This is a genomic window from Micromonospora sp. NPDC049101 (assembly GCF_040648675.1).
Taxonomy (GTDB): Bacteria; Actinomycetota; Actinomycetes; order Mycobacteriales; family Micromonosporaceae; genus Micromonospora.
Genome location: NZ_JBEZED010000016.1, coordinates 1 through 23,783, shown reverse-complemented (window position 1 = coordinate 23,783; position 23,783 = coordinate 1). Strand labels below are relative to the sequence as shown.

Here is a 23,783-nt window from a genome sequence, read left to right as displayed (position 1 = left end):
GCCCGCCGAGGTGCGGCGCGCTCCACTACGGACGCCTAGTGCGTGAGGATCTTGGAGAGGAAGTCCTTGGCCCGCTCGCTGCGCGGGTTCTCGAAGAACTCCGCCGGGGAGGCGTCCTCGACGAGCTTGCCGTCGGCCATGAAGATGACCCGGTTGGCCGCGTGCCGGGCGAAGCCCATCTCGTGGGTGACCACGACCATGGTCATGCCGTCGCGGGCCAGCGAGGTCATCACGTCCAGCACCTCGCCGACCATCTCCGGGTCCAGAGCGCTGGTGGGCTCGTCGAAGAGCATCGCCTTGGGCTGCATGGCCAGCGCTCGGGCGATCGCCACGCGCTGCTGCTGCCCGCCGGAGAGCTGGGCCGGGAACTTGTCCGCCTGGTTGCCGATGCCGACCCGGTCGAGCAGGGCCAGGCCGCGCTCGCGGGCGACGGCCGGCTTCTCCTTGCGGACCTTGATCGGGCCGAGGGTGACGTTCTCCAGGATGGTCTTGTGCGCGAAGAGGTTGAAGGACTGGAAGACCATCCCCACCTCGCTGCGCAGCTTGGCGAGGGGCTTGCCCTCGGCCGGCAGCGGCTGGCCGTCGAAGGTGATGGTGCCGGAGTTGATCGGCTCCAGTCGGTTGATGGCGCGGCACAGCGTCGACTTGCCGGAGCCGGACGGGCCGATCACCACGACCACCTCACCCCGACCCACCGACAGCGAGACGTCGTCCAGCACGTGCAGCGGCCCGAACCACTTGTTGACCGCGTCCAGCACGATGAGCGGTTCGCCCGTCGTCACGTCGTCCACCGTCCCCTGTCGTCTCCCGGATCGGGGTCGGTTGACCCCCGGTGCGGCCACTGTAGGCGGCCTGATGTGGCGGAATGCAACTCAGCGGGTCACGGAGCGATAACACCGGTCACGATCGTCGTCGGACGTCCGATTCCGTTCATTCCGCGGACCACAACTGTGGCGATCGTGGCCCGCTGTCGAGATCATGGGGGCATGACCGAACCGGTACGGCTGACCAAGTACGCCCGTGGTGGTGGCTGCGCCTGCAAGATCCCGCCGGGCGAGCTGGAGATCATGGTGTCCGGTCTCGGCCCGGCCACCGGGACCGCCGAGTTGCTCGTCGGGTTGGACCACGGCGACGACGCGGCGGTGGTGCGCCTCGATCAGCGGACCGGCCTGGTCAGCACCGCCGACTTCTTCACGCCGGTGGTCGACGACGCGTACGACTGGGGTCGGATCGCCGCGGCCAACGCGCTCTCCGACGTGTACGCGATGGGCGGCACCCCGTTGCTCGCGCTCAACCTGCTCTGCTGGCCGCGCGACGTGCTGCCGATGGAGTTGGCCGGCGAGGTGCTGCGCGGCGGCCAGGACGTGGCTCGGGAGGCCGGCTGTCACCTGGCCGGCGGGCACAGCGTGGACGACGACGGCCCGAAGTACGGTCTCGCGGTCACCGGCACGGTCCGCCCGGAGGAGTTGATCACCCTCGACGCCGGGCGGGCCGGCGTGCCGCTGTCGTTGACGAAGCCGCTCGGGGTGGGTGTGCTCAACACCCGACACAAGACCACCGGCGAGAGCTTTCCGGAGGCGGTGGCCTCGATGAGCGCGCTCAACCGGGACGCGGCCCGCGCCGCGGTCGCCGCCGGCATCCGCTGTGGCACCGACGTGACCGGGTTCGGGTTGCTCGGGCACGCCTCGAAGCTGGCCCGGGCCAGCCGGCTCACGGTGGCCATCGACACGGCCCGTGTGCCGTACCTGTCCGGTGCGCGGGAGGCGCTGCGCGACGGGTACGTCAGCGGCGGCAGCCGGCGCAACCTGGAGTGGGTGACCCCGTGGACGGATTTCGGCGCCGTGGGCGAGGACGAGCGGTTGTTGCTGGCCGACGCGCAGACCTCCGGCGGCCTGCTGGTCGCCGGTGAGATTCCCGGCGCGCCGGTGGTGGGTGAGTTGCTGCCGCGCGGCGAGCACCTCGTCGTCCTGCGCTGACTTTCCGCAGGTCGACGCCGGAGACGCGGCGGTCACCGTTCGCCGGACACGCGAGGGACGCTCGTCGGACACGCGGCGGCGGTGGTGCGGTTGGCGCACCATAGCCGATAAACTGTCACCTTCCCGCTACTCCGAGCAATGTGGCTCAGGGAAATTTTGCCCGGAATGGTCACAGACCGGTAACTTGCCCCCGGCTGGGGTCAAATGCCCCCCACCATCGTGGGTAAGGCCCGATCCGGAGGCCGGTGGGACGAACGCAGCGAGGAGGCGGAATGACCGAGCTGTGGAACTGGAGAATCGACGGGGCTCGACCCGTGGAGGTCTACCCGGCGCTGGCCGAGGCGCTTGGCCGGGTGGTGATGCCGTTGGCGGTGGCCGACCCGGCCCGGCTGCCGGCGTACGCGGTGGTGTGTGACGTCTGGCAGGCGCCAGGTGAGTTCGCGACTGTCGTGGATTGCTACGGGGTGCCCGAGCGGCTCTCCGAGCACGCCAGCATCGCCGCGCTCGCTCGACTGCTGGGCCGCAACTGCCTGTTGCGGGACGACACGCTCGACGCGGGTCGGCATCTGCTCGTCGCGCCGGACGGCACGGTCCGTCCGGTGCACTTCGACGTGCGGGACACCGACGACGGCGAGGTGCTCAGCAGGCACCGGCTCTGCTCGCTCGGTGACCCGGGCTGTCGGGGCTGGTCGCAGTGCCACCGGTCACGCTGGGCGCCGGACACTGTCGTCCCGGCGCTCGCCGCGGCCTGACCCGCCAAGGGGGCAGGCCCGGCCGGAAGCCGCAAGCGCGAGTCGGTCCGCTCCCGCGAGCCCTCGACGCGGGCGCGACGGCGGCCGGTCGGTCCGTGCCCGCGATCAGCCGGTGACGGCGGCCTGCCGGTCCGTGGTGCCCGATCCGGCACCCCGTACCACCAGTTGGTCGAGCAGGTCGCGCGTCGCCGCGGTCACGGCGGCCACCGCGGCGTCGAACGCGGCGGCGTTGTGTGCGGCGGGCGCCCGGAAGCCAGAGATCTTCCGGACGTACTGCAACGCCGCCGCCTCGACGTCCGCGTCGGTCACCTGCGGGGTGAACGGCTCACGCAACGTCTTGATGCTCCGGCACATGTGGGTTTCCTCCTCTGTCGGCGCCCCGGACCAACACCCGGGGTGCCGGTGGTTGTACCGACGGTGACACTCGGTCGATATTTGTCTATCCTGGTCACGGACCAGAGCCTTTCGCGCAATTATCGCCGCTCGCGCTTCCGGCGCCCGGGCCCTCGGAGACTCATTGTGGACCATGCCCCCACCCGCACCACCCGTCCCGACCTCGACAACCTCACCCGAAGCCTGCACACCCCGCTGGCGCGGATCGCCGCCGAGCACGCCGATCTGGTCGAGGCGGTCCGCCGGCGCGTCGTCGTGGACGAGACCCTGCCCTCCGGCAGCGTGCCCGTCGCCGCCTTCAACTCGTCGATCTAGATGATGGCCGGCCGGAGCGGGCCACCCGGAGTGGGCGGGTCGCGCCGGCCGATCAGCCAGTTCGTGCTGAAGGTGCACAGCCGGTGCGATCTGAGCTGTGACCACTGCTACGTCTACCAGCACGCCGACCAGACCTGGCGGGGTCGGCCGGTGCGGATGTCGACGGCCACGGTCCGGGCCGCCGCACGACGCATCGCCGAGCACGCCCGCGAGCACGCGTTGCCGGTCGTACACGTGGTGCTGCACGGGGGTGAGCCGCTGCTGCTGGGCGCTGCCGGGCTGCGCGAGGTGCTGGCCGAGCTGCGGGCGGCGATCACGCCGTGGACGCGGCTCGACCTGCGCATGCAGACCAATGGCGTGCTGCTTGACGATGAGCTGTGCCGGCTCCTCGTCGACGAGGACGTGCAGGTCGGAGTGTCGTTCGACGGCGACCGCGCGGCCAACGACCGGCACCGGGTCTTCGCCCACGGCGGCAGCAGCCACGACCACGTCCGGCGGGCGCTGGCCCTGCTCCGGCGGCCGGAGCACCGCGCCAGCTACGCCGGCATCCTCTGCACCGTCGACGTCCGCAACGACCCCGACCGGGTGTACGAGGCGCTGCTGGCCGAGAGCCCTCCCCGGGTGGACCTGCTGCTGCCGCACGCCACCTGGGACAACCCCCCGCCGCGCCCCGGCCCCGGGTCCACCCCCTACGCGGACTGGCTGGGCCGGGTGCACCGGCGGTGGGTCGACGAGGGGCGGCCGATGTCGATCCGGCTGTTCGAGGCGTTGCGGCCCGGTGGCGGCGGCACCGAGGCGTTCGGCCTCGCCCCGGCCGACGTGCTGGTGATCGAGGCGGACGGCAGTTGGGAGCAGGTCGACTCGTTGAAGACCGCCTATCACGGCGCGGCGGGCACCGGGTTCGACGTGTTCGGCCAGTCGGTGGACGAGGCGGCCCGGCACCCCGGTGTCGCCGTCCGGCAGGAGGGCGTGGACGGGCTCTGCGCGACCTGCCGGGCCTGTCCGGTGGTCGACAGGTGTGGCGGCGGGCTGTACGCCCACCGCTGGCGCACCGGCTCCGGCTTCGACAACCCGTCGGTGTACTGCGCCGACCTGCTCCGTCTCGTCGACAGCGTCGACGCGTACCCGCGGCCGGCGCGCCAACCCCCGGCCGCCGCACCGGCCGACGACCTGCTGGACGACCTGGCGACCGGCCACGGGTCGACGGCGACGCTGGCGCTGCTCGCCGCCACCCAGCTCTCCATCACCCGGGCGTTGCTGGTGTCCTGCCGGGACCGGGGTGGTTCCCCGGCCGCCTGGGAGCTGCTCGTCCATCTCGACCAGGCCGCACCGGAGGCGGTCCGGGCGGTCCTCGAGCACCCCTTCGTCCGGCCCTGGCTGGTGCACCGGCTCGACTCGTCGGCCCGGTCGGGGGCCCGCCCCGCGGTCGATCCGCTGCCGGCGCTCGCCGTCGCGGCGGCGCTGCGGGCCGGCGTCCCGGCGGCGGTGCACGTCCCGGTGCGGGCCGACGCGATCACGTTGCCCACGCACGGTGGTCTGGTGCTGCCCGGCCTGGGGGAGAGCGCCGAGGTGACGGTCCTGCGGGGAGGCTTCCGGGTCCGCGGCGGCTCCGTCGAGCGGACGGTGCTCCTCGACCCGGTCGAGTCGTCCGCCGGCTGGCGACCGACGCGCGACGTGTCGGTGCCCGGTGGCTGGTTGCTGATCGAGGACGGCGACCCCTACCGGGACTGCTACGGCCAGCCGGTGGCACCCCGCCTGGCGGACCCGGCCGCGCGGGCGTTGGGGCGTACCGTGGCCGAGGCCTGGCGGGTCGTGCAGCGCGACGTGCCGGCGCACGCGGCGACGCTCGACGGCGGTCTGCGCGCCGTGGTGCCGCTGACACCCGACCCGGTGCGACCACTGCGCAGCGCGACCGCGCGGCACGCGTTCGGCGCGGTCGCGGTGACCCCGCATCCCGACCCGGAGACGATGGCGGTGCTGCTCGTGCACGAGTGGCAGCACGCGAAACTCGGCGCCGCGCTCGACCTGTACGACCTCGTCGAACCCGGCCAGGGCACCCGGATCAGGGTGCCCTGGCGTCCCGATCCGAGGCCACCGGAGGGCGTGTTGCAAGGGGTGTACGCCCACCTGGCGGTGACCCAGGTGTGGCAGTCCCGGGCGGCCAGCACCGGGGGTGACGCGCCGGCGCACGCCGACCGTTACCTGAGCTGGACCCGGGACGGCGTCGACGCGCTGCTGGCCAGTCGGTCGCTCACCGCGGCGGGTGAGCGGTTCGTCGGCCGGTTGCGGCACGCCCTTGAGGAGACCCGTGTCGGGTCCCGATGAGCGGCAGCTGCCCTTCCTGGGCCGTCCTCGCCTCGCCGACGACCTGCGAGCGCTGGGTGTCCGCCCGGGGGCGTGCCTCGTGGTGCACTGCGGCCTGCGTCGGGTGGGCCCGTTGGAGGCCGGGCCGGCGACGCTTGCCAACGCTCTGCGCGACGTCCTCGGCCCGGCCGGCACGTTGCTGGTGCCCACCCACACCGACGGCAACTCGACGACCTCCCGGGCCCACCTGGCGGCCGTCGCGGGGATGGACCGGGCGCAGCGCGAGCGGTACGAGGCGGCGCTGCCGGGCTGGGACCGCCGCAGCACCCCGTCGCAGCGGATGGGTGCGCTCGCCGAGTACGTCAGGTGTGCCCCCGGCGCCGTCCGCAGTGATCATCCGCAGACCTCGTTCGCCGCGCTCGGGCCGCGTGCCCGGCAGCTCACCGACGACCACGACCTCACCTGCCACCTGGGCGAACGCTCACCTGTCGGTGGCCTCTACGCGGCGGACGGGCAGATTCTGCTGCTCGGTCTCGGCTACGAGGCGTGTAGTGCCCTGCACCTGGCGGAATACCGGCTGCCGGTGCCGGCGCCCGAGCGCGACTACCACTGCTTCCGGCTCGTCGACGGGCGTCGGGTCCGCCTCGACTTCCGCGCTCTCGACCTGGACGACCGCGACTTTCCCACGGTGGGCGTCGCGCTCGACGACGCTTCGTTCGTGCGGCACGGTCGGGTCGGTCGGGCGAGCGCGCGCCTGCTGCCGGCACGTGCCACAGTGGACTTCGCCGTCGACTGGTTCGCGGCGAACCGGCTGGCGGCGCGACGTTGACGCGGGGTCTACGCTGATGGTCCGGCCGCGTGGGGAGGGCGGAGGGGCAGCGGTGAGCACAGCGGACGCACCCTCCAGAACGCGCGCCCCGCTCTTCTTCGTCAGCTACTCCAGGGCGCCGGTCGGCCGGGCCACCGGCAAGCCCGCCGAGTACGTCTCCCGGTTCTTCGAGGACCTGTCCGTGCACGTCAGCGAGCTGGTCGGCCCGGTGACCGGGCTGGACGCCGGCTTCCTGGACACCTCCATCGCGGGCGGGGAACGCTGGAGCCCGGAGCTTCTCGAGGCCGCCGGCACCTGCCAGGTCTTCGTGCCGCTGGTGTCCAGTGCGCTGCTCGGCAGCGAGTGGTGCGGCCGCGAGTGGGACGCGTTCTCCCGCCGACGGATCGTCGGGCGGCACAGCTCCGCCTCGGCCCACGAGACGGCGATCGTGCCGGTCACCTGGTCGCCGACGAACGGCACCGCACTGCCCCGGGTGCTGCGCGACATCCAACGGTTCTCCCCGACCGCCATGCCGGATCCCGACATCGCGGTGCACTACCAGCGGGATGGGGTCTACGGCTTGCTGACCATGCAGTGGGAGAACGCGTACCGGGCGGTGGTCTGGCGGCTCGCGCAGCGGATCGTGGCGATCCACCGCTCCTACCTGGTGGAGCCCTGGGTGCCGGCGAGTGCCGACGAGCTGTGCAACAGGTTCGCCGAGGAGCCGGGGTGAGCCCGCCGGGGGACCGCCGCCGACCGGCGGCACGAGGGACGTACTTCTTCCTCAGCTATGCCCACTCGGCGCCGGCCCCGGGCGCGCGGGCCGACGCCGACGTGTGGGTCGGGCAGTTCTTCAGCGACCTGTCCGACGAGGTGCGGCGCCAGGCGCGGCCGGTGGCCGGAATGCGGATCGGCTTCTTCGACCAGCACATCCCGATGGGCGCCGACTGGAAGGCGGCTCTCGCCGAGGCGCTCGGTGACGCCGAGGTCTTCGTCCCGCTCTACTCGCCCGGCTACTTCAGCCGCCCGTGGGCGTTGGGGGAGCAGGAGTCCTTCCGGGCCCGGCTGGCCGCCGCCGGTCCGGCCCGGCTCACCGCCGGTCACCTCACCCCGGTGCTGTGGATCCCGTTTCCGTGGGGGGCCCATCCCGAGCTGGACGGCGCCCTGGACCTGGGTCGGGACGTCCCGGAGTACGCCGAGGACGGCCTGCGCGCCTTCTGCATGCTGGCCTCCTACCGGGCGCAGTACGAGCTGCTGCTGAGCCGCCTGGCCAGTCGGATCGTGCACACCGCCGAGCGGCGACCGCTGGGTCCGTCCCGGGCGCCGGGCCTCGACGAGGTCGCCCGCCCGGGGCCGTCCGACCCGGACTTCGTCGTCGCCGTCCTGGCCCCGACCCGGGACCGCCTTCCGGCCAACCGCGACCCCGCCGGCTACGCGACGAGCGGCCGGCTCTGGCGGCCGTACGGGCGACGCCAGGAACTCCCCGCCGCCGAGTACGCGGTCAGCACCGCCGAGCGCCTCGGGCTGTCCGCCCGCACGGAGGACTTCACCCAGGCCGCCGGCCTGCTCGACCACCGACCGGCCGTGCTGCTCGTCGACCCGTGGGTCGCGGCGGCGCCCGACGCGTCGGCGATCCTCGCCGGCATGCTGCACGGCCTGCGGGAGTGGGTCGTGCCGCTGGTGGTCACCGACGACGACGACACCCAGGACGCGTCCCGCTGGGCGACCGAGGTGACGCGCCTGCTGCACGACGCCGGCCTGCCCCAGGTGAAGCGGGCGTGCAGCATGCCGGAGTTCGTCGACCTGATGCCGGCGCTGGTCACCGAGGCCCGCCGCCAGTTCCTCAAGTACGGCCCGGTCGTCCCCTTCGCACCACCGTCGGAACCGGTGCCGAGCCTGCGCGACGGCCTGCCCGCCGCCGGCTCCACCGGCACGCCCGACCCCGTGTCCCCGCCTGCTGATCCGGCCCCACCGCGTCCCCACGGAGAAGACCGATGAACAACGATCGCGAAGGCCAGGTCGTCACCTTCTACTCGTTCAAGGGTGGGACGGGCCGGACGATGGCGCTGGCCAACGTCGCCTGGATCCTCGCGGCCAGCGGCCGCCGGGTGCTTGTCGCCGACTGGGATCTCGAGTCACCAGGCCTGCACCGCTTCTTCCATCCGTTCCTGGACGCCGAGGCGATCCAGGGCACCAGCGGCGTGATCGACATGATCCGGGACTACGAGTGGGAGACCACCCGCGTCGACGACCGACCGGATCGCTGGATGGAGCAGTACGCCCGGGTCGCGCGGCACGCGTTCTCGTTGCGGTGGAGCTTCCCCGACGGCGGCGGCCTCGACTTCCTCTCCGCCGGCCGGCAGAACAGCGACTACGCCGTCTCGGTGAGCGGTCTGGACTGGGACAACTTCTACAACCGGCTGGGCGGGGCGCAGTTCTTCGAGGCGCTGCGGGCGGACATGAAGCGCCAGTACGACTACACCCTGATCGACAGCCGGACGGGGTTGAGCGACGTCGCCGACATCTGCACCCTGCACCTGCCGGACACCCTCGTCGACTGCTTCACGCTCAGCGACCAGGGCATCGACGGTGCGGCCCGGGTGGCGCACTCGGTGCGGGACCGGTACCGGCGGCGCGACATCCGGGTCCTGCCGGTGCCGATGCGGGTCGACCAGGCCGAGAAGGAGCGGGCCGAGGCGGGTCGCCTGCTGGCCATGCGTCGCTTCGCCGGGTTGCCGGCGGGCATGACCGAGGCGGAACGGCGGCGCTACTGGGCCGCGGTGGAGGTTCCCTACCGGCCGTTCTACGCCTACGAGGAGACCCTGGCGACCTTCGGCGACCCGCCCGGTTCGCCGACGTCGCTGCTGGCCGCGTTCGAGACGCTGACCGGGATCCTCACCGACGGCGAGGTGAGCGCGCTGCCGGTGATGGACGAGTCGGTGCGGGAGCGGGGCAAGGCCCGCTTCCGTCGGCGTACCGAGGCGATCGACGACCAGATCGTGCTCCGGTACGCGCCGGAGGACGCCATCTGGGCCGAGTGGCTGGAGCGGGTGCTCAGCTCGGCGGGGCTGCGGGTGGTGGAGCCCGCCTCCGCCGTCGGGTCCGCCGGCACGCCCGCGCCGCGCACGCTGACCGTGGTCTCGCCGGCCTACGTGGCCACGCCGTCCGGCGGTCTGCCCGACCGCGACACGAGCACCGGCTCGACGGCCCTCGCCGTGTACGTCGCCGACCTGCGCCCGCTTGCCGAGTTTCCGGCCCAGAGTTCGACGAACCTGGTGAACGTGAGCGCCGCGACCGCTGTGGAGCGGGTGCTGCGGCTGGTCGGCCGGCCGGTGCCGTCGTCGGCGGACGGTCCGGCGGCCGGGGCGGCCCGTTATCCCGGCACCGAGCCGCTGATCTTCAATGCCCCCAACCGGAACGCCCGGTTCACCGGCCGGGAGGACGACCTGGCGCGACTGCGTGCGCAGTTGCAGAGCGGGGGCAGCGCGGTGGTGCTGCCGGTCGCCCTGCAGGGCATGGGTGGCGTCGGTAAGACGCAGGTGGCGTTGGAGTACGTGCACCGGTTCCGGGCCGCGTACGACGTGGTCTGGTGGATCGTGGCGGACCCGCCGCAGTTCGTCGACACCGCCCTCGCCGACCTTGCCGGTCGCCTCGGCATCCTCGTCGGGCCCACCCTGCCCGACACGGTCCGATCCGTGTTGCAGGTGCTGGGCCGTGGTGAGCCGTACGAGCGGTGGCTCGTCGTGCTGGACAACGCCGAGGAGCTCGACCAGATCGAGCCGTTCCTGCCGCAGGGCCCCGGCCACGTCCTGCTGACCTCCCGCAACCGCGCCTGGGGTGATCGGGCGAACCCGATCCAGGTGGACGTCTTCAACCGCACCGAGAGCGTCGCGCACCTCGCCCAGCGGGTGCCCACGATCAGCGCCGAGGAGGCCGACCGGGTGGCCGAGGCGCTCGGCGACCTGCCGATCGCGGTGGCCGCGGCGGGTGCCTGGCTGGCGGACACCGGCACGTCGGTCTCCGACTATCTGCGGCAGATCGAGCGGCACGGCCCGAGCGCGCTCTCCGTGGAGGCGACCTGGGACCTGTCGCTGAACCGGCTACTCGAACAGGCGCCGGCCGCGTACCGGTTGTTGCAGCTCTGCTCGGTGCTGGCACCGGAGATCGCCCTCGAACTCATCTACAGCGACGAGATGGCGGCGGCCCTCGTGCCGTTCGACCCGTCGGTGTCGGAGCGGCTGGTGCGTGGCGCCCTGGTCCAGCAGATCAACCGGCTGGCCCTGCTCAAGCTCGACGTGCAGGGCGGTCGGGTGCAGGTGCACCGGTTGTTGCAGGCGGTGGTCCGCGACCGGATGACCGACGACGAGATCACCGCCGCCCGACACCAGGTGCACCTGGTGCTGGCCGCGTCCCGTCCGCGCGGCGACGTGGACGACCCGACCACCTGGGCCCGGCTGCGGATGCTCTGGCCGCATCTGGAGGTCTCCGAGGCGCTGACCTGCCCGGACGAGTCGGTGTGTCAGCTCCTGATCGACCGGGTCCGTTACCTGTGGCAGCGCGGCGGTCTGGACCAGGCCGACGCCTTCAGCCAGGAGGTGGACGACACCTGGAGCGCCCGGCTCGGCGACATCCACGACGAGGTCGAGGCGTCGGCGCTGGGCCGACAGCTGCTGCACCTGCGGTTCAACCGGGCGAACATCCTGCGCAGCCTGGGCCGCTTCGACGAGGCCCGGGACCTGGACGAGGCGGTGCTCGCCGAGCAACGCCGCCTGCTGGGCCCGCTGCACCCGCACAGTCTGATGACCGCCGGCAGCCTCGGCGGTGACCTGCGGGCCCTCGGCCGCTACGCCGAGGCGCTGGAGCGGGACCGGTCCACCTACGCCTCCTGGCTGCAGGTGTTCGGCGAGGACCACCCACGGACGTTGAGCGCGGCCAACAACCTCGCCGTCTCGTACCGGCTGGTCGGCGACTACCGGTCGGCCCGGCGGTGGGACGACGAGGTGCACCAGCGGCGGCGGCTGGTGCTCGGCCCCACCCATCCCTACACGCTCGTCTCCGCCGTGCGGCTGGGCAGCGACCTGCGGGAGGCCGGCGAGTACGAACGCTCGGCCACCCTGTTGCGCACGGTGTACGAGACGTACTGCGAGGTGCTCGGGCCGGACGACGGCCAGAGCCTCGCCGCCCAGGTCAACCTGGCGGTGTCGCTGCGCAGCTCCGGTCGGGGCAGCGAGGCGGCGCCGATGTTCGAGACGGCCTTCCGTGAGCTCGACGAACGCTTTGGTCCCGACAATCCGGACACGGTGGCCTGCCGGTCCAGCCGTGCGGCGAACCTGTTGGCCGTCGGCGACGCGGCCCGGGCGTTCGCCGAGATGACCGCGGTGCGCCTGGCGTACGAGGAGCAGCTCCGGCTCGGCCCGGAGCACCCGCACACCCTGGCGACGGTGAGCAACATCTCGGCGGCGGAGCGCGCCCTCGGACGCCGGTCGGACGCCCTCGCGTCGGCGGCTCGGGCGGTCGGCGAGTTGCGCAAGGTGCTCGGCCCCGACCACCCGCACACCCTCGCGGCGGAGGTCAACCAGGCGGTGTGCCTCGCCGAGGAGGGTGACCTGGAGTCGGCGCGGGACCGGCTGCGGGAGACCGCCGGCCGGCTGGCCGCGGTGATCGGCGCGGACCACCCCGACACGCTGCGCTGCCTCGGTGACCTCGCCCTGGTGTCGAGGCGCGCGGGCGACGGCGCTTCGGCCGAGGACGTCGGCGCGGTGGCGGACCGGCTGGCCGAGGTGATCGGCCTGGAGCATCCGACCGTGCAGACCCTGCGCGAGCGGCGGCTCGTCGTCCGGGTGATCGACCCGCACACGATCTGACCGGGTGTCCGGCCCGCCGGCCCGGCCGCGCCGGGCCGGACGCTCAGACCTGGGGGCTGGTCGCGAGAGCCGGCGTGACCAGCCAGGTCAGGGTCTGCGGCAGGATCTCCACCGCCCCGAAGTGCGCGGCGCCTGGCTGCACCTGGACCTCGGCGCGCGGGATCCGCGAGGCGAGCCAGTGGGAGTGCTCCACCGGGGAGAAGCGGTCCTGCTCGCCGTGCCAGAGCCGGACCTCCGCGCGGATGCCGGCGAGGTCGAACCCCCAGCCCCGGCGGATCGCCAACACGTCGTCGATCCAGCCCTCGGGGCCGTGTCGCAGGGCCTCGGCGTACATGTCGGTGAGCAGGCGACGGATCGCGACGTCGTCGACGACCCGGATGTCCTCGTCGGGTAACTGCGGGCGCAGGAAGTCCAGCAGCGTCATCGGGTCCCGTCGAGCCTCCTCGGCGCGGACCTTCAGGTTGAGCGTCAGCTCGGTCAGGTCCTCGTCGGCCTGCCCGTAGTCCGTCACGTTCGTCGCGGCCATGCCCGCGTACCAGTCCAGGTCGGGTGCGCCGGCCGGGGCGAGCCCCACCAGCACGGCGGCCCGGGTGACCCGGTCCGGCAGCAGTGCTGCGCAGGCCAGGGCGTGCGGCCCACCGCCGGAGCGGCCGACCACCGCGAATCGTTCGATGCCGAGGGCGTCGGCGATCGCCTCGACGTCGGCCGCCGCGTCGGCCACCCGGCGGCCTTCCTGCCGGTCGGAGTCGCCGTAGCCGGGCCGGTCGTAGCAGACGAGGTGCACGCCGAGGCGGTAGACGACGATGCCCCGGGGTCGGGGGCCACTGCGGCTGCCCGGGGTGCCGTGCAGCAGGAAGACCGGGGGCCCGTCGGGTGCGCCGGAGGTCTCCACCGCGAGCCGCCGCCCGTCCGGAGTGGTGACGGTGCGCTGTGTCGCATCTTGTCGCGTCACGGTTGGCCTCCCGCGGGTCGTCATGTGCTCCCCCGTGAACGGTGCCGCGCATCGTCGGCGTTGAGTGCAAAGCCCCCGAAATCGCCCAGAACACATTCTTGTTGTGCAGCGTACTGCCCGCCGTGGATGCCCGCCATGGGCCGCCGGGTCAATGCCGGTGGGTGGGGGCCGCCAAACGGGCCGCTACCCTGGTAGCCCGAGGGGAAGGGGCACCAAGAGGGTGGCTAGGACCTACAACGTCGTGACGTACGGCTGCCAGATGAACGTCCACGATTCCGAGCGCATCTCCGGCCTGCTCGAACAGGCCGGCTACGTACGCGCGGTGCCGGCCGACGACACCCCGGACATCGTCGTCTTCAACACCTGCGCCGTCCGCGAGAACGCCGACAACCGCCTCTACGGCAACCTCGGTCGGCTGCGTCCGGTCAAGGACAAGCACCCCGGAATGCAGATCGCTGTCGGTGGCTGCCTGGCCCAGAAGGACCGGGGCGAGATCGTCCGCAAGGCGCCCTGGGTGGACGTGGTCTTCGGCACCCACAACATCGGTGCGCTGCCGGTGCTGCTGGAGCGGGCCCGGCACAACGCCGCCGCCGAGGTGGAGATCCTGGAGTCCCTCGACGTCTTCCCCTCCACGCTGCCCACCCGCCGCGAGTCCACGTACGCCGGCTGGGTGTCGATCTCGGTGGGCTGCAACAACACCTGCACGTTCTGCATCGTGCCGGCGCTGCGCGGCAAGGAGAAGGACCGCCGCCCCGGCGACATCCTCTCCGAGGTGCGCGCCCTGGTCGACGAGGGCGTGCTGGAGGTGACCCTGCTCGGGCAGAACGTCAACTCCTACGGTGTGGAGTTCGGCGACCGGTACGCCTTCGGCAAGCTGTTGCGGGCCTGCGGCGACATCGACGGGCTGGAGCGGGTCCGGTTCACCAGCCCGCACCCGAAGGACTTCACCGACGACGTGATCGCCGCGATGGCCGAGACGCCGAACGTGTGCCACTCGCTGCACATGCCGTTGCAGTCCGGCTCCGACGACGTGCTGAAGGCGATGCGCCGGTCCTACCGCTCCGAGCGTTACCTGGGGATCATCGAGAAGGTCCGGGCGGCGATGCCGGACGCGGCGATCACCACCGACATCATCGTCGGCTTCCCCGGCGAGACCGAGGCCGACTTCCAGCGCACGTTGGACGTGGTCCGCGAGGCCCGGTTCTCCTCGGCCTTCACTTTCCAATACTCGAAGCGCCCCGGTACCCCCGCCGCGACCATGGACGACCAGCTGCCCAAGCAGGTCGTGCAGGAGCGCTACGAGCGGCTGATCGAATGCGTCGAGGAGATCACCTGGGCGGAGAACAAGCGCCTGGTGGGGGAGACCGTCGAGGTGCTGGTCGCCCTCGGCGAGGGCCGCAAGGACGAGCGGACCGGCCGGATGTCCGGTCGGGCCCGCGACGGTCGGCTCGTGCACTTCGCGACCGAGGTCCCCGGCGGGCAGTCGCTGGCCGGCCAGATCCGGCCGGGCGACATCGTGCACACCGCGATCACGTACGCCGCACCGCACCACCTCAACGCCGACGGGGCGCCGGTGGCGCACCGACGGACCCGGGCCGGCGACGCGGCCGAGGCGGGGCGCTCCCCGCGTACCCCCGGGGTGTTGCTCGGTCTGCCGACGATCGGCGCACCACCGGTCGCGCCCGCACCCACCGCCGGCTGCGCCACCCACTGAGCGCGCGGAAGGGCCCCTCGTCGAGGGGCCCTTCCCCGGTCAGACGGTGATCCGGCCGGCGCCGGCGCCCGCCGTCACGATGGACTTGACGGTGCTGGCGGTGTCCAACTGGTACGAGTACGGGATGCTGGCCACGCTGCCGCCGGTCTGCCCGGCGGGCGAGTTGACGAAGTGGTTGTTCCGGGCGACCAGGCGGCCCGGCCCGGAGTCGGCCTCGCCGAGGTGGTACGTGTCCTTGACGTTCTCGAAGTAGTTGCCCTCGACGAGCACGCCGGCGTTCTCGGTGGAGGCCACGCCGTAGCCGCCGTTGGCCCGGTAGTAGTTGTTGAACACGTGCACCGGGTTGCCGAAGCGCACCCGCGGGTTGCGCTGCCTGCTGCCGTCGAACCAGTTGTGGTGGTAGCTCACCCGCAGGTGGCCGGTGTCCTGCGCGCCGTTGTCGTCGCTGTGGCCGAGCAGCATGGTCTTGTCGTGGTTGAAGACCCGGTTCCACGACACCGTGACGAAGTCCGACCCGCGCTTGACGTCGACCGCGCCGTCGTAGCCGTTGCTGAAGGTGTTGTGGTCGATCCAGATGTTGGTGGCCGACTCCTGCACGTTGATCGCGTCGTCGTTCCAGTCCCGGAAGGTCAGGTTCCGGATGATCACGTTGCGGTCACCGCTGATGTTGAGCCCGCAGCCGGCGATCGTCGCGCCGGAGTTGCCGAGGATGGTCTTGTTGGACCGGACCCGCAGCATGCCCGAGCAGGAGATCGTGCCGGAGACCCGGATCACCGCGGCGCCCGTCGCATTCAGTGCGCTGGTCAGCGCCGACGCGGTGGTGACGGTGGTGGCCGGTGCGCCGCCGCCGCCGGTGGTGCCGCCGTTCTGGGTGGCCCAGCCGACGAGACCGGTCGGTGGCGGCACGCTGGGCGGCGGATCGCTCGGGATCGGCGGGGTCGTCGGGGTGCCCGGGTTGGTCGGGGTGCCCGGGTTGGTGGGGGTGGTCGGGCTCGTCGGGGTGGTGGTGCCGGTGCACGCGACGTCGTTCAGGGTGAAGCTTGCCGGGTCCGGGTTGGCGGAGTTCCAGCTCGCGTTGAAGCCGAACGAGGTGCTGCCGTTCGTCGCCAGACTGGCGTTGTAGTCGACGTTGGCGGCGGAGACCTGACCTCCGCTCTGCGCGACGGTGGCGCCCCAGGCCTGGCTGACCTGTTGGCCGGCCCCGTACGACCAGCGCAGCGTCCAGCCGGAGACCGGGTCGCCGAGGTTGGTGACAGTGACGTTGCCGGTGAAGCCGCCCGGCCACTGGCTGGCGACCGAGTAGGCGACCCGGCAGCCGGCGGCCGCCTGCGCGGACACGGAGGTCAGTAGGCCGGCGGTGACGAGGCTGGCGGTGGCTGCGGCGGTGGTGGCGATCAGCGTCATTCGACGCCGTCCTGTGCGCATGCTGCTCCCTTTCGATCAGGCGGACGGACCGTCGCGACGCCCATGCCCGTGGGCGGCGAGTGGTGGCCGGGACCTGTGGTCCTCGGGCCCGCCAGTGCAGGTACGTGAAGGAAAGCGGCTCCCGCGCTCGCGCCCGCCAGGAGAAAGGCAAGCGCTTTCCCGATGAAAGCATAGAAGCATCTGGATGTAAATGGCCGGGACGGCCGATGCGGTGCGCACCGCATCGGCCGTCCCGGGGTGTGTGTCGGAGGCCGCCCAGCAGCTCCTGGCGGCTCAGCAGCTGACGCCGTTGAGTTTCACCGTCGCGGGGGTGCTGGCCGTGCCGTTGGCCGTGAAGCCCACGGTGACCGACCCGCCCGCCGGCAGGGACGGGGCGTGGCTCGGAGCGGCCGCGGTGACCGTCGTGCCGGACTGCGTGACAGTGGCGTTCCAGCCACTGCCCAGCGTCACCCCGGACGGCCAACTCCAGGTGACCGACCACGGGTTCACCGCGGCCGTACCGGTGTTCTTCACTGTCACCTCGCCCTGGAAGCCGCCCTGCCAGGCGTTGACCTGTCGGTAGGTGACCGTGCAGGCACCCGGGGGCGGGGTCGTCGGTCCGCCGGTGGGCCCGCCGGTCGTCGGTCCGCCGGTCGGCCCGCCGCCGGACGGCGCGATCAGGTACGGCTGGAGGATCGCCTGCTTGACGGTGTTGACGTTCGTCCAGTCGTCGAGCGCGATGCCGCCGGTGTCACCCGAGTTCGGGTTCCACGACCAGTAGGTAAAGGACATCCCGGTGACCCCGGTGCCGGTGTACGCCATCAGCTTCTCCAGCCACACCTTGTCCTTCGGGTCGACAAGGGTGCTGCCGAACTCACCCATCATGATCGGGGCGATGTTCTGCTTGTAGAGGTAACCGAAGTACTTGTCCCAGATGGCCGGCATGTTCGCCGGGTAGTCCGGGGCGTCGAACCAGGTCTGCCGGTAGACCGAGGTGGCGTACTCGTGCGGCGAGTAGACCAGCCGGTTGGCCACGTTCAGCCGGACCGGGAACTGACCCGCCTTCGACAGGTTGCCGCCCCACCAACCGCAGTCCTCGTCGTTGCTCGGATCGTTGTCCCAGACGTTGGAGAGACCACCACTCGGGCAACTCACCCCCTCCACGAAGATCAACCAGTTGGGCTGGACACCGAGGATGGCGTTGCCGGCCCGCTCGGCGGCGAGCCGCCAGTCCCGCGTCGTGTCGCCGCAACCCCAGCACGCGCCGGTGGCCGCCGGGTTGGTGCCCTCGGCGTGCGGCTCGTTGTGCAGGTCCGCGCCGATCACCGTCGGATTGCCCGCGTACCGCTGGGCGAGCATCTTCCAGTCGTTGATCCACGTCGCCTCGGAGACCGTCGACGTGTACCAGAGCGGCGACTGCCCGGCCGACGTCGGCCGGTGCCGGTCCAGGATGATCCGCATGCCCTTGCTGCCGGCATAGTTGATCACCTTGTCCAGGATCTGCAACGGCGACAGCCCGATCAGGTCCGGGTTGACGAAGTCGTTGATCCCGGTGGCGGCCGCGCCCGGCTTCAGCGCGTCGTTCGAGTACGGCACCCGCAACGTGTTGTAACCCAGCCGGGCCATCGTGTCGAGCTGCCCCCGCCACGGGTTGTTCGACCACAGCCCGTGGAAGGTCTTGTTGTCGGTCTCCATGCCGAACCAGTTGATGCCGGTCAGCCGGACCGTGGCACCGGTGCTGTCCACGATCTGGTTGCCGTTGGTATGCAGGTACCCGGTGCCGGTGCCAGCGGCGACGGCCGGGGTGGTGCTGACGGCGGTGGCGAGGAACACGCCAGCCGCGACAGTGGCGAGCGCGGTCAGCGCACCGCCGAGAGCCTTGGGACGGGACATTCACGCTCCACTTCGGAGGTCCGACGCCGTCCGATGACGACGTCGGCGGGCGGCCGTCCGCACGTCACGGCCCTTTTCGGGTACGCGGACAGTGCGCGACGGCCCATGTCACGCGGACGTGGTCACTCGCGGAAGCGCACCGGTGACCCTCGACAGCGGTGTCCCGCCGTCGTCGCCCTCGTACCGGTGGCCCTACCTGGCTCCGTAACTCATTCTGATCAGCCAGCCTCGATGCGTCAACCTGCGCCCCGCCCCGCCCCGCCCCGCCCGCGCACCCCGCCGGTCTCCGGTCTCCGTAGCTCGCGCTGTCCGTGCTCGCGCTGTCCGTGCTCGCGCTGTCCGTGCTCGCGCTGTCCGTGCCGCGCTGTCTGGGTCGTCGGGTGGCCCTCGGGTCGTCCCGGGTGGCGCTCTGGCTGTTCGGGTCGCGCTACGGCGGACCGAAGGGCTCGGCGGTAGTTGCCGAAAGTTCTCCGACGCCCGACGATCCCATGATCGACTCGACATTCAGAAAACCGGCCCATCCACCCGGCCCGGACACCCCGAGTTTCAGGAAGCCGAGTCGGATCAACGCAATGGGCAGCCGGACACCCGCGCCGGTGGCGCACGGACCAGGAGCAGGGCGGCGACGAGTTCGGGTCGGGCCGACCGATCTCATCCCAAGATCGTGACCGATCCAGGAAATCCACATCGTTGCGTCAGGGCGGTAGCGGGCGGGTCAACCCGGGACATGACGTGCACGATCGCGGAGTGGGGTCGGCCCCGGCTTGGCGATCATGGAGTTGTGGTGCCGACTTTGGGGGGTTAGGGGCGTTTTGTTGCCCACCACAACTCCATGATCGGCGAGGCGGCGCTGGTTGACGAAGAGCCGTTCCACCTAACGCAAGGATGTCGACATGGGTGTAATGGTCTCCGGGTGCTCGGATGCCGCTACTTCCTGGATTGAGCATGCCCTTGACGTCTGCCGGCCGCCCCAACCCCGGTCTCGACTCTCAAGCACGAGGTTCGTGTCAAGATCCAGGCAACATCGGGGATGTTGCTGCCTCCCGCCGCCTCCGAGGCAGCAACATCCGGGAAGTTGCGTAGATCTTGGCGCGGGCGCGGGCGCGGGCGCGGGCGCGAGGGCGGCGCGAGGCGCGAGGGCGGCGCGAGGGGCGCGGACACGTGGAAACCCCCGGTCCCGCTCGGGACCGGGGGTTTCGGACGTTGTCAGCTCAGCCGGCCTGCTCGGCGAGCTGGAGGAACTGTCGCTTGGCGGCGAGGGCCTGCTCGGCGTCCTTGATCCGGCGGGCGTCCCCGGCGCTCTGGGCCCGAGCCAGCCGCTCCTCGGCCTCGGCCACCTGGGACCGCATCTGGGCGAGCAGCGGGTTGTCCTCCTTGGTGGTGCGGCGCCACGCGGAGTCCATTACGTCACGGACCTTGTCGTCGATGACGCGCAGCCGGCGCTCCAGCCCGGCGGCTGCCTCGCGGGGCACCCGGCCGGCCTCGTGCCACTGCGCCTGGATTTCCCGCAGCTTGGCCTGGGCGCCCTTCGGGTCGGCGTCGATGTCCAACGCCTCGGCCTCGGCGAGCAGGGCCTGCTTGCGTTCCAGGTTGCCGCGCTGCTCGTTGTCCCGGGCGGAGAAGACCTCGCTACGCCGGCTGAAGAAGGCGTCCTGTGCACCCCGGAAGCGTTCCCAGAGCTTCTGCTCGGCCTCCTTGGAGGCACGCGGCGCGGCCTTCCACTGGGTCATCAGATCCTTGAGCTGGTTGGCGGTCGCGGCCCAGTCGGTGGATTCCTGGAGCTTCTCCGCCTCGGCGACCAGCTCCTCCTTGACCGTCTGCGCCTGCTTGCGCTGCGAGTCCAGGGAGGCGAAGTGGGCGCCCCGACGCCGGGTGAAACCATCCCGGGCGGCGGCGAAACGCTTCCACAGCTCACCGTCGGCCTTCTTGTCGACCCCACGGATGGTCTTCCACTCGTCGAGGATCTCCTTGAGGCGGTCCCCGGCGGTCTTCCATCCGGTGGATTCGGCGGCGAGCTTCTCGGCCTCCTCGACAAGCGCGGTCTTGCGCGCCAGGGCCTCGCCGCGAGCGGCGTCCCGGGCGGCGCGCGCTTCGCCGGCCTTCTCCTCGGCGAAGGTGGCCAGCTTGTCCAGGCGAGCGGCCAGGGCGTCGATGTCGCCGACCACGTTGGCCTCGGGCAGCGTGGTACGGATCCGCCGGATCGTGCTCAGCGAGTGCCCGGCGTCGGCCGCACCCGACTTGAGACGCGCTTCGGTCAGGTCCACCTCGGTCACCAGGTCGGCGAAGCGGCGCGCGAAGTGTGCCAGGCCCTCCTCCGGTGCTCCCGCCTGCCAGGATCCGACAACCCGCTCGCCCTCGGTGGTCTTGACGTACACGGTGCCGTCCGCATCCACCCGTCCGAAGGCAGTCCAGTCGCTCATGTGCCCATCCTCGTTCTCCCGGCGTCGAGGGATCGATCCCCCGTCGCCGCCACGGCGCAGCCAAGTTACTTCCGGCATTGTCACAGGTCCGACCCGGTCCGCGTCGAGCGCCTATCGCCGACCGTGACCATACGGTGTCCTAGGGGCCGAATGACCGGATCGGCGCGGAGACGCACCGACGATTCCCGCTACGGTGAATGGGTGCCACTGGTCGCCGCTGCCGTCTGCCCCCATCCGCCCCTGCTCGTGCCCGAGGTGGCCGGTTCCGCGGCCCCGGAGTTGGACGACCTACGGGCGGCCTGTGACACCGCCGTACGCCGACTGCTGGCCGTCGATTCGGACATGGTGGTGTTGCTCGGCACCGGCCCGGTCACCGGCCTGATCCGCACCCCGGCCACCGGCTCGCTCCAGCCGTGGGGTGTCGACCTGGACGTGCCGCTGGTCCGCGGCCAGCCCGACCGGGGTGCGGTGCTGCCGTTGAGCCTGACCATCGGCGCGTGGTTGCTGGCCCGGCACGACGCCCGTGCGCACGACCCGCGTGCGCACGACACCCGAGAGCGCGACGCCCGTGCGCACGACCCGCGTGTGCACGACCCGCGAGAGCGCGACGCCCGTGCGCACGACCCGCGAGCGCACGACACCCGAGCGTCGGTGACTGCCGTGCAGGTGGCCGCCGACGCCGGCCCGGCCGAGCTGGCCGCGCTCGCGGACGAGGTCGGCGGCGCGGGTGACCGGGTGGCGTTGCTGGTGCTCGGGGACGGGTCGGCCTGTCGGGGAGAGAAGGCTCCCGGGTACGACGACGCGCGCGCCCTCCCGTACGACCAGGGGGTTGCGACGGCGCTGGCCGACGCGGACCTGGACGCCCTGCTCGACCTCGACCCGGTGCTGTCGGCGGAGCTGAAGGCCGCCGGTCGCGCCCCCTGGCAGGTGCTGGCCGGCGCGGCCCGTGCGGCCGGCGGTGGGTGGCGCGGCGAGCTGCTGCACGACGCGGCTCCCTACGGCGTCGCCTACTTCGTGGCCTCCTGGGAGCGGGTGTGACGGGCGACGCGGGTGTGACAGGCGACGCGGCGGGCACTGTCGTCGCGGTGGTCGGCCCGACCGCGGCGGGTAAGTCGGCGCTGAGCATCGCGTTGGCGCACGCGCTCGACGGTGAGGTGGTCAACGTCGACTCGATGCAGCTCTACCGGGGCATGGACATCGGCACGGCCAAGCTGACCCCCGCCGAGCGGGACGGGGTGCCGCACCACCTGTTGGACATCTGGGAGGTCACCGAGCCGGCGAGTGTCGCGGAGTACCAGCGGCTCGCCCGCGCGGCGGTGGACGACATCCTGTCCCGGGGGCGGGTGCCGCTGCTGGTGGGTGGCTCCGGGCTGTACGTGCGGGCGGTGCTGGAGCGCTTCGAGTTCCCCGGCACGGACGCGGCGCTGCGCGAGCGACTGGAACGGGAGTTGGCCGAGGTCGGCCCGGCGCCGCTGTACGCGCGGCTGCGCGCCGCCGACCCGGTGGCCGCCGAGGGCATCCTGCCCGGCAACGGTCGACGGATCGTCCGAGCCCTGGAGGTGATCGAGCTCACCGGGGCGCCGTTCGCCGCGTCGCTGCCGCAGCCCACGCCGTACTACCCGTCGGTGCAGCTCGGCGTCGACCTGGACACCGCCGTGCTGGACGAGCGGATCGCGCTGCGGGTCGACCGGATGTGGGCCGACGGTCTGGTGCCGGAGACCCGGGAGCTGGTCGGGCGCGGGCTGCCCGAGGGTCGGACGGCGAGCCGGGCGCTGGGCTACCAGCAGGTGCTGCGCATGCTCGCCGGTGAGCTGACCGAGGCGCAGGCGCACGACGAGACGGTCCGGGCCACCAGGCGTTTCGTCCGCCGGCAGCGGTCCTGGTTCCGGCGCGACCCGCGGATCCACTGGTTGGACTCGACGGCGCCGGACGTGTTGGGGGAGGCCCTGCGTCTGGTGCCGGCCGCTGCGCGATGATGGGAGTGTGGAGTTCACCAAGGGCCACGGCACCGGCAACGACTTCGTCCTCCTTCCCGACCCGGACGGTCAGCTCGACCTGACCCCGGAGCTGGTCGCGGCGCTCTGCGACCGACGGCGGGGCATCGGCGCGGACGGCGTGCTGCGGGTGGTCCGCGCGGCCAAGCATCCGGACGGCGCCGGGCTGGCCGGCGAGGCCGAGTGGTTCATGGACTACTGGAACGCCGACGGGTCGTTCGCCGAGATGTGCGGCAACGGTGCCCGGGTCTTCGTGCGCTACCTGCTCGACACCGGCTTGGCGACGCCCGCCGGCGCCGCGTTGCCGGTGGCCACCCGGGCCGGCGTCGTGCGCGCGCTGGTCGAGGGCGACGCCGTGTCCGTCGAGATGCGCCGACCCCGGGTGTACGACACGTCGGCCGCCACCCTGGGCGGACTGGCCCTGCCCGGCACCGCTGTGGATCTTGGCAATCCGCACCTGGTCTGTGTCCTGCCGGCCGGCGTGGAGCTGTCCGCGCTGGACCTGACCGTCGCGCCCGGCTTCGACCCGGCGGTCTTCCCCAGCGGGGTGAACGTGGAGTTCATCGTGGCGGGCGACCCGGTCGACGGCACCGACGAGCACTCGCTGATGCGGGTGTACGAGCGTGGCAGCGCCGAGACCCTGTCCTGCGGGACGGGTGCCTGCGCGGTGGGCGCGGTGGCCCTGCGGGACGCCGGTCGGGACACCGGGGTGGTCGCCGTGGACGTACCCGGTGGCCGCCTGACGGTGACGGTCACCGCGACCTCCTGCTGGCTGTCCGGCCCCGCCGTCCTGGTGGCCACCGGCAAGGTAACCCTCCCCACCTAACAGCCCACCCACCCACCCCACCCACCCACCCCCACCCCAGCCCCGTTGATCATGAGGTTATTGCCAGCCAGCCCGGCTTGGGGTCAAGGGGTGAGTGCAATCGTTAGGTAGCGATGAGGTGGTCCAGGCGTTCGGCTGGGGTTGCCCAGTCGAGCGTCTGGCGGGGGC

General features: G+C 72.2%; 18 protein-coding genes. 12 read left to right on the top strand and 6 right to left on the bottom strand.

Annotated elements, in window-relative coordinates:
• Positions 1-35: 35 nt before the first annotated feature.
• Positions 36-791, bottom strand: a complete 756-nt coding sequence (locus AB0B57_RS22185; RefSeq protein WP_357072818.1) for an amino acid ABC transporter ATP-binding protein — start codon at positions 789-791, stop codon at positions 36-38.
• A gap of 195 nt (positions 792-986) precedes the next feature.
• On the opposite strand from AB0B57_RS22185, the gene selD reads away from it, so the two are divergent.
• Both selD and AB0B57_RS22175 read left to right on the top strand, forming a co-directional pair.
• Positions 987-1,976, top strand: a complete 990-nt coding sequence (gene selD, locus AB0B57_RS22180) for a selenide, water dikinase SelD (RefSeq protein WP_357072815.1) — start codon at positions 987-989, stop codon at positions 1,974-1,976.
• A gap of 272 nt (positions 1,977-2,248) precedes the next feature.
• Positions 2,249-2,728 carry a hypothetical protein gene (locus tag AB0B57_RS22175; RefSeq protein ID WP_357072812.1) on the top strand — a complete coding sequence of 160 codons (480 nt, stop codon included), beginning with the start codon at positions 2,249-2,251 and terminating at the stop codon, positions 2,726-2,728.
• 105 nt (positions 2,729-2,833) lie between these two features.
• On the opposite strand, the gene AB0B57_RS22170 is transcribed toward AB0B57_RS22175, so the two are convergent.
• A complete protein-coding gene (locus tag AB0B57_RS22170; protein WP_357072809.1) occupies positions 2,834-3,082 on the bottom strand; it encodes a DUF2277 family protein in 249 nt (82 codons plus the stop codon).
• Between the two features lie 165 nt (positions 3,083-3,247).
• On the opposite strand from AB0B57_RS22170, the gene fxsA reads away from it, so the two are divergent.
• From fxsA to fxsT, 6 genes are all read left to right on the top strand, one after another.
• Complete coding sequence (gene fxsA, locus AB0B57_RS22165; protein ID WP_357072806.1) at positions 3,248-3,436, top strand: FxSxx-COOH cyclophane-containing RiPP peptide; 189 nt, start codon at positions 3,248-3,250, stop codon at positions 3,434-3,436.
• Positions 3,437-3,499: 63 nt separating this feature from the next.
• Positions 3,500-5,761, top strand: a complete 2,262-nt coding sequence (locus AB0B57_RS22160) for an FxsB family cyclophane-forming radical SAM/SPASM peptide maturase (RefSeq protein ID WP_357072803.1) — start codon at positions 3,500-3,502, stop codon at positions 5,759-5,761.
• Positions 5,745-6,569, top strand: a complete 825-nt coding sequence (locus tag AB0B57_RS22155) for an AAC(3) family N-acetyltransferase (RefSeq protein ID WP_357072800.1) — start codon at positions 5,745-5,747, stop codon at positions 6,567-6,569. Before AB0B57_RS22160 ends, AB0B57_RS22155 begins: the two co-directional genes overlap by 17 nt.
• A 52-nt stretch (positions 6,570-6,621) precedes the next feature.
• On the top strand, positions 6,622-7,281 hold the full coding sequence (locus AB0B57_RS22150; RefSeq protein ID WP_357072797.1) for a TIR-like protein FxsC: 660 nt from the start codon (positions 6,622-6,624) through the stop codon (positions 7,279-7,281).
• A complete protein-coding gene (locus AB0B57_RS22145) occupies positions 7,278-8,546 on the top strand; it encodes a TIR-like protein FxsC (protein ID WP_357072794.1) in 1,269 nt (422 codons plus the stop codon). Before AB0B57_RS22150 ends, AB0B57_RS22145 begins: the two co-directional genes overlap by 4 nt.
• Positions 8,543-12,412: an FxSxx-COOH system tetratricopeptide repeat protein gene (fxsT, locus tag AB0B57_RS22140; protein ID WP_357072791.1), complete on the top strand. Its 3,870-nt coding sequence runs from the start codon at positions 8,543-8,545 to the stop codon at positions 12,410-12,412. Before AB0B57_RS22145 ends, fxsT begins: the two co-directional genes overlap by 4 nt.
• A gap of 43 nt (positions 12,413-12,455) precedes the next feature.
• Here the strand turns inward: fxsT and AB0B57_RS22135 are convergent, their stop codons facing one another.
• Positions 12,456-13,364, bottom strand: coding sequence for an alpha/beta hydrolase (locus AB0B57_RS22135; protein ID WP_357072788.1), 909 nt, complete (start codon positions 13,362-13,364; stop codon positions 12,456-12,458).
• Between the two features lie 220 nt (positions 13,365-13,584).
• On the opposite strand from AB0B57_RS22135, the gene miaB reads away from it, so the two are divergent.
• Positions 13,585-15,078 carry a tRNA (N6-isopentenyl adenosine(37)-C2)-methylthiotransferase MiaB gene (miaB, locus tag AB0B57_RS22130; RefSeq protein ID WP_357072785.1) on the top strand — a complete coding sequence of 498 codons (1,494 nt, stop codon included), beginning with the start codon at positions 13,585-13,587 and terminating at the stop codon, positions 15,076-15,078.
• 39 nt (positions 15,079-15,117) lie between these two features.
• Here miaB and AB0B57_RS22125 read toward each other — a convergent pair whose 3' ends face one another.
• From AB0B57_RS22125 to AB0B57_RS22115, 3 genes are all read right to left on the bottom strand, one after another.
• The gene (locus AB0B57_RS22125; RefSeq protein WP_357072782.1) at positions 15,118-16,482 is read right to left on the bottom strand and encodes a cellulose binding domain-containing protein; all 1,365 of its coding nucleotides are present in this window, start codon (positions 16,480-16,482) and stop codon (positions 15,118-15,120) included.
• Positions 16,483-16,776: 294 nt separating this feature from the next.
• Positions 16,777-18,375 (bottom strand): cellulase family glycosylhydrolase, encoded by a 1,599-nt coding sequence (locus AB0B57_RS22120; protein WP_357072779.1) that lies wholly within the window; start codon positions 18,373-18,375, stop codon positions 16,777-16,779.
• A 1,211-nt stretch (positions 18,376-19,586) separates the two neighbouring features.
• Positions 19,587-20,795, bottom strand: a complete 1,209-nt coding sequence (locus AB0B57_RS22115) for a DUF349 domain-containing protein (RefSeq protein WP_357072776.1) — start codon at positions 20,793-20,795, stop codon at positions 19,587-19,589.
• Between the two features lie 150 nt (positions 20,796-20,945).
• Here AB0B57_RS22115 and AB0B57_RS22110 point away from each other — a divergent pair, with 150 nt between their 5' ends.
• The 3 genes from AB0B57_RS22110 to dapF are packed head-to-tail and all read left to right on the top strand — an operon-like array spanning position 20,946 to position 23,615.
• The gene (locus AB0B57_RS22110; protein WP_357072773.1) at positions 20,946-21,833 is read left to right on the top strand and encodes a hypothetical protein; all 888 of its coding nucleotides are present in this window, start codon (positions 20,946-20,948) and stop codon (positions 21,831-21,833) included.
• Positions 21,830-22,771, top strand: coding sequence for a tRNA (adenosine(37)-N6)-dimethylallyltransferase MiaA (gene miaA, locus AB0B57_RS22105; RefSeq protein WP_357072770.1), 942 nt, complete (start codon positions 21,830-21,832; stop codon positions 22,769-22,771). The genes AB0B57_RS22110 and miaA overlap by 4 nt, the downstream gene beginning before the upstream one ends.
• Positions 22,772-22,778: 7 nt before the next feature.
• On the top strand, positions 22,779-23,615 hold the full coding sequence (gene dapF / locus AB0B57_RS22100) for a diaminopimelate epimerase (protein WP_357072767.1): 837 nt from the start codon (positions 22,779-22,781) through the stop codon (positions 23,613-23,615).
• Positions 23,616-23,783: the final 168 nt, after the last annotated feature.

Coding starts and splice junctions, on each gene's coding strand:
- selD (WP_357072815.1), top strand. CDS start 987: ATGACCGAACCGGTACGGCTGACCAAGTACGCCCGTGGTGGTGGCTGC.
- AB0B57_RS22175 (WP_357072812.1), top strand. CDS start 2,249: ATGACCGAGCTGTGGAACTGGAGAATCGACGGGGCTCGACCCGTGGAG.
- AB0B57_RS22170 (WP_357072809.1), bottom strand. CDS start 3,082: ATGTGCCGGAGCATCAAGACGTTGCGTGAGCCGTTCACCCCGCAGGTG.
- fxsT (WP_357072791.1), top strand. CDS start 8,543: ATGAACAACGATCGCGAAGGCCAGGTCGTCACCTTCTACTCGTTCAAG.
- AB0B57_RS22125 (WP_357072782.1), bottom strand. CDS start 16,482: ATGACGCTGATCGCCACCACCGCCGCAGCCACCGCCAGCCTCGTCACC.
- AB0B57_RS22120 (WP_357072779.1), bottom strand. CDS start 18,375: ATGTCCCGTCCCAAGGCTCTCGGCGGTGCGCTGACCGCGCTCGCCACT.
- AB0B57_RS22115 (WP_357072776.1), bottom strand. CDS start 20,795: ATGAGCGACTGGACTGCCTTCGGACGGGTGGATGCGGACGGCACCGTG.
- AB0B57_RS22110 (WP_357072773.1), top strand. CDS start 20,946: ATGACCGGATCGGCGCGGAGACGCACCGACGATTCCCGCTACGGTGAA.